At 64.9% G+C, this 1194-nt stretch carries 3 protein-coding genes; all 3 read right to left on the bottom strand.

The features are described from left to right. Window positions 1-162 precede the first annotated feature (162 nt). Window positions 163-498, bottom strand: coding sequence for a hypothetical protein (locus AB0E19_RS38820; protein WP_230080651.1), 336 nt, complete (start codon window positions 496-498; stop codon window positions 163-165). Between the two features lie 11 nt (window positions 499-509). Continuing rightward, window positions 510-692 carry a hypothetical protein gene (locus tag AB0E19_RS38815; protein WP_362189988.1) on the bottom strand — a complete coding sequence of 61 codons (183 nt, stop codon included), beginning with the start codon at window positions 690-692 and terminating at the stop codon, window positions 510-512. Between the two features lie 137 nt (window positions 693-829). Further along, window positions 830-1057 (bottom strand): hypothetical protein, encoded by a 228-nt coding sequence (locus AB0E19_RS38810; protein ID WP_362189985.1) that lies wholly within the window; start codon window positions 1055-1057, stop codon window positions 830-832. Window positions 1058-1194 lie beyond the last annotated feature (137 nt).

Raw genomic sequence — 1194 nt, 5'->3', positions numbered from 1 at the left:
GCAGGGTGTCGATCGGTCGGTGGCCGAAGCGGGCAATGAACAGCCGGACCTCGCTCTTTGCTTTGCCGTGTGTGGTCGGATGCTCCGCCTTGTACCAGTCAAGGTACGCCTCCAGGAACTCCCTGACAGTTGGCAGCCGGGGGAGGATGCGCACCCCATGGGTCAGTTCCGCTTCTTTCGCTGCTCGTATGCCCTCAGCTTCGCGTGGGCTGACGCGACCAATGGTGACACGGCTTCGCTTGCCGCCTTCCCGCCAGTTGAGGTACGCGGCGCCGTCCCGCCAGAAGATTGTGACCTTGACCATTGTCTGGAGCCGTAGATTGCAGAGTAGAGGGCGGCCTTCTCGTAGAGTTTCTTGCCCATGAAATTTCGGGGTTCGACGCCGTAGTCGGCGATGTTCGAATCGAACTGGCTTCTGGAAACGCCGCAGTAATGTGCGGCCTCGTCCACGGTCAGCCAGTCCTTTCCGACGATGTCTAGCTTTTCAGCAGCTCCCATCGGGTCCTCCTTCAGTTCGTGGCCAGCGCAGCGCGCAGCTGCTCGGTGGCATGGTTTGCGGCGTCGCGCAGGCGCAGGACCTCAGCGCGCAGGCGGATCACTTCATCGGCCGCGACCACCAGCTGCTCGCGCAGCACATCCTTGGCCGGCTGCTTCATGCGGCGCGGTTCGCGGGGGAAAAGCTGGTCAGCCATGAGCGCACCTCCGCCAGCACCAGCGCAGCCCATTGCGCGCGGCGCGGCATGCGCGGCTGATCGCCCACAGGGTGGCGATGCCGGCCGCAAATCCGGCCAGGGCGAACACGTGGACCATTGCAGCGGTGAGCAGCTGGTCAGCCATTGAGCACCGTCGTGTCTGTGGTGATCGCCTTGATGGACGCCACGCCCACGACGCGGATCCCGCGCTTGTCTAGGGCGCCATGCAGCTCGGCGAGTGCGCTTGCGGCTGCCTGCCGATACACCTGGGCCAACTGGCAGCCCTCGCCCCAGGAACCGGCGCGGACCTCCACGGTGACCTGCACCAGGGCGGATGTGGACGTGCGGATGACTGGCTTAGCCATTGCCCACCGCCTGGCTGTCGATCAGGGCCAGCAGTCGGTTTGCCTCGGCAATGTCCTTGGCGAACACTCCATCGTAGTCGCCATGCCCCTCCACCCACTGCTGCATATCGGAGCGCCACTCCTCGATGGGGCGACGG

Source organism: Streptomyces sp. NPDC047974 (assembly GCF_040653375.1).
Lineage (GTDB): Bacteria > Actinomycetota > Actinomycetes > Streptomycetales > Streptomycetaceae > Streptomyces.
Note: the sequence above shows the minus strand (reverse complement) of the source record. Positions and strands in the feature narration are given on the sequence as shown.

What these genes read in the sequence shown, in the direction of transcription:
- AB0E19_RS38820 (WP_230080651.1), bottom strand. Translation starts at nt 498, where the DNA reads ATGGGAGCTGCTGAAAAGCTAGACATCGTCGGAAAGGACTGGCTGACC.
- AB0E19_RS38810 (WP_362189985.1), bottom strand. Translation starts at nt 1,057, where the DNA reads ATGGCTAAGCCAGTCATCCGCACGTCCACATCCGCCCTGGTGCAGGTC.
- AB0E19_RS38815 (WP_362189988.1), bottom strand. Translation starts at nt 692, where the DNA reads ATGGCTGACCAGCTTTTCCCCCGCGAACCGCGCCGCATGAAGCAGCCG.